This is a genomic window from Actinomadura sp. NPDC048032 (assembly GCF_040653175.1).
Lineage (GTDB): Bacteria > Actinomycetota > Actinomycetes > Streptosporangiales > Streptosporangiaceae > Spirillospora > Spirillospora verrucosospora.
In genome coordinates this window covers 1-3,452 of record NZ_JBEZJP010000617.1, presented here as the reverse complement: position 1 = coordinate 3,452, position 3,452 = coordinate 1, and the positions used below count along the sequence as shown (strand labels likewise).

Annotated in this window: 2 protein-coding genes and 1 pseudogene; 1 reads left to right on the top strand and 2 read right to left on the bottom strand. The window is 75.7% G+C overall.

Going from position 1 to position 3,452, the window contains the following annotated elements:
• Positions 1-147: 147 nt before the first annotated feature.
• Positions 148-1,692, bottom strand: coding sequence for a histidine ammonia-lyase (hutH, locus tag AB0C69_RS40055; protein WP_353834017.1), 1,545 nt, complete (start codon positions 1,690-1,692; stop codon positions 148-150).
• A 92-nt stretch (positions 1,693-1,784) separates the two neighbouring features.
• Between hutH and AB0C69_RS40050 the strand changes: the two genes are divergently transcribed.
• Complete coding sequence (locus AB0C69_RS40050; protein ID WP_345184068.1) at positions 1,785-2,546, top strand: IclR family transcriptional regulator; 762 nt, start codon at positions 1,785-1,787, stop codon at positions 2,544-2,546.
• Positions 2,547-2,549: 3 nt separating this feature from the next.
• Here AB0C69_RS40050 and AB0C69_RS40045 read toward each other — a convergent pair.
• Positions 2,550-3,365: pseudogene (locus AB0C69_RS40045) on the bottom strand (SDR family oxidoreductase); the annotation flags it as partial.
• Positions 3,366-3,452: the final 87 nt, after the last annotated feature.

Sequence of the window (3,452 nt, the reverse complement as noted above, 5' to 3'; positions counted from 1 at the left end):
AGGACGCGGCGGGCCCGTCGCGGCGGGTGGCCTCGACCCCGTCCGGGACGGCGTGCACCGGGCGGACGCCCGCGTCGGCGAACGCCTCGTCCAGCGAGGTGCCGCGCGGGGCGCGGACGGGACGGGGACCGGACATGTGGGACTCCTTCAGGAGAGCGGGCCGGTGACGGCCTCGGCGGCGGCGACCAGTGAGCCGTCCCGGACCAGCGCGGTCGCGGCGGCGATCTCGGGGGCGAGGTAGCGGTCCGGGCCGGGCGGCGGGACGGCCTCGCGGAGCCGGGCGACCACGGCGGCGGTGGCCGGGCCGGGAAGCAGCGGGGTGCGCAGCTCCAGCGCCCGCGCGGCGGTGAGGATCTCGACGGCGACGACCTGCGCGAGGCCGTCCACCGCGCGGCGCAGCTTGCGGGCCGCGCCCCACCCCATGGAGACGTGGTCCTCCTGCATGGCCGAGCTCGGGATCGAGTCGGCGCTCGCGGGGACGGCGAGGCGCTTGAGCTCCGACACGATCGCGGCCTGCGTGTACTGGGCGATCATGTGGCCGGAGTCGACGCCCGGGTCGTCGGCGAGGAAGGCGGGCAGCCCGGCGGAGCGCCCCTTGTCGAGCATCCGGTCGGTGCGGCGCTCGGACATCGAGGCGACGTCGGCCGCCGGGACCGCGAGGAAGTCCAGCACGTAGGCGACCGGGGCGCCGTGGAAGTTGCCGTTCGACTCGACCCGTCCGTCGGGGAGGACGACGGGGTTGTCCACGGCGGACGCCAGCTCCCGTCCCGCGACCAGCTCGGCGTGCGCGAGCGTGTCGCGGGCGGCGCCGTGCACCTGCGGGGCGCAGCGCAGCGAGTAGGCGTCCTGCACGCGGGTGCAGTCGGGGCCCCGGTGCGACTCCATGATCTGCGAGTCGGCCAGCAGCGCCCGAAGGTTCGCGGCCGAGGCGGCCTGGCCGGGGTGGGGCCGCAGGTTCTGCAGGTCGGCGGCGAAGACGCGGTCGGTGCCCAGCAGCGCCTCGACGCTCATCGCGGCGGCGACGTCGGCCGCGGTGAGCAGCCTCCGCAGATCGCCGATGGCCAGGACGAGCATGCCGAGCATCCCGTCCGTGCCGTTCAGCAGGGCGAGCCCCTCCTTGGCGCCGAGCTCGACCGGCGTGATGCCCGCGTCCCGCAGGGCGTCGGCCGCCGGCCTGAGTTCGCCGGCGGCGTCCCGGACCGACCCCTCACCGATCAGCGCGAGGGCCACGTGGGCGAGCGGCGCCAGGTCGCCGGAGCAGCCGAGGCTGCCGTACTCGAAGACCTGCGGGGTGATGCCGGCGTTGAGCAGCGCGGCCAGGGTCCTCGCGGTGACGGGCTGGACGCCGGTCCGTCCCGTCGCGAGGGTGCGCAGCCGGAGCAGCATCAGCGCCCGGACCACCTCGCGCTCGACCTCGGCCCCCGATCCCGCCGCGTGCGACCGGACGATGTTCAGCTGGAGCTGGGCCCGCAGCTCGGGCGCGATGTGCCGCGTGGCGAGCGCCCCGAAGCCCGTCGAGACGCCGTAGACCGGCGTCGGGCGCGCCGACAGCTCCTCGATGTGGGCCCGCGCCTCACCGATCAGCTTCAGCGCCCCGTCGGACAGCGCCACCTTGGCCCCGTCCCGCGCCACCGCCGCGACCTGCTCGAACGCCAGCGGTTCCGGCCCGACCTCGACGCCTGCGTCCCCCATACCAAAACCCATACCCACCATTGGAGCGCGTCCGAAGCCGATGCCCCAGCCCCGGCCCGCGCTCTGTGTCTCGTATACGAGACACTCGGAGCATGAGCCAGGTCCCCGCCGCCCGCCGCGCCCTCGCGGTGCTGCGCCTCCTGGCGGCCGCGCCCGGCCCCCTGCCCGCCTCGGCGATCGCCCGCGAGCTCGGCATCCCCCGCTCCAGCGCGTACCACCTGCTCACCGCGATGGCCGAGGACGGCTTCGTCACCTCCATCCCCGAGGAGCGCCGCTGGGGCCTCGGCGTCGCCGCCTTCGAGATCGGCTCCGCCTACCTGCGCCACGAGCCCCTGGAACGCCTCGCCCGCCCTCTCCTGCGCCGCCTGGTCGACCGCGTCGGCGAGATCGCGCAGCTCGGCGTCCTGCACGGCGCCGAGACCCTCTACCTGCTGAAGGAGCAGCCGCCCCGGCACGCCACCCTGGTCACCGACGTCGGCGTCCGGATGCCCGCCCAGCTCACCGCGAGCGGCCGCTCGATCCTGGCGTACCTGCCGCCCGCCCAGGTCAGGGCCCTGTTCCCCGGCCGCTTCGTGGACCGCACCGGCCGGGGCCCCGCCACCCTGCGCGACCTGCGCCGCACCCTCGCCGAGGACGCGCGCCGCGGCTGGGCGGTCGAGGACGGCCACATCACCGAGGGCTTCGCGAGCATCGCCGCCTGCGCCTTCGACCACACCGGCCGCCCCACCGCCGCGATCACGGTGACGTTCCGCCGCGAGGACCACCCCGAACCGGCGTGGCCCGCCCTGGCGGCCCAGGTGCGCGCGACGGCCGCCGCCCTCACGACCCGCCTCACCGGCCGCCCCCCTGCCTGAGGGCTACGCCCCGAAGCGGTCGGCGACCAGCCGGTCGGCCCAGCGCCGGAGCGCGTCCTCCACGGGCGGATGGCTCAGTCCCGCCTTCCCGGCCAGCGCGCCGGCCGAGGAGGTGTCGTAGCGCTCCTCGGACAGGAAGGAGAGCGTCTCGGGCTCGACCCCGGTGAGCGCACGCGGCAGCCGCCGCACCAGCCCGACCGGCAGCGTCACCCGGGGCGGACGCACACCGAGGTGCCGCGCCAGAAGCCCGACCAGGTCGGGCAGGTGCGGCGTGGCGTCGTCCAGGACCCAGTGAGCGCGGTAGGGCTCCTCGTCGTACTCGGGCACGGCGGCCATGAAGCGGGCGAGGTGGTCGACGGTGACCACGGGCACGAACGTGCGCCGCGACCCGGCCAGCGCGGGCAGGCGCCCGCCCCAGAGGTCCCGCACCATCTCGGCGAGCCCGATGTACTGCCCGGCCTCTCCGGTGACCGAGTCCCCGATCACGGTCGCCGGATGGACCGCGGTGAGGGGCACCTTCTCCTCCCGCGCGACCGCGCGTACGGCGGCGTCCCCTTCGAGCTTGGACGCCTCGTACGCGCCAAGCCGCCGGTACAGCGCGTCCAATTCCTTCGCGGGCACCGGATGGGCGAGCCTCCCCTCGGAGGCCACGCGGTACCCGGACACATGGACGAGACGCCGCAGCCGGGGAAGCGTGGCGGCCCACCGCACGACGTTCACGGCGCCGTCGACGTTCGCCCGCCGCGCCTCCTCCCGTCCCAGCCCGAACCGGAACAGCGCGGCGGCGTTGAAGACGTCTTGCACGGCCTTCAGGCGGTCGCGGTCCTCGTCGTCCGGCCGTAACGGGTGAAGCTGACGGCCATCATCATGCCCACGTTTCGCTCCGTTCGCCCGGTTTTATGCGAC

Bases quoted from the DNA above. Each gene is read 5' to 3' on its own strand.
- hutH (WP_353834017.1), bottom strand. From the start codon at position 1,692: ATGGGGGACGCAGGCGTCGAGGTCGGGCCGGAACCGCTGGCGTTCGAG.
- AB0C69_RS40050 (WP_345184068.1), top strand. From the start codon at position 1,785: ATGAGCCAGGTCCCCGCCGCCCGCCGCGCCCTCGCGGTGCTGCGCCTC.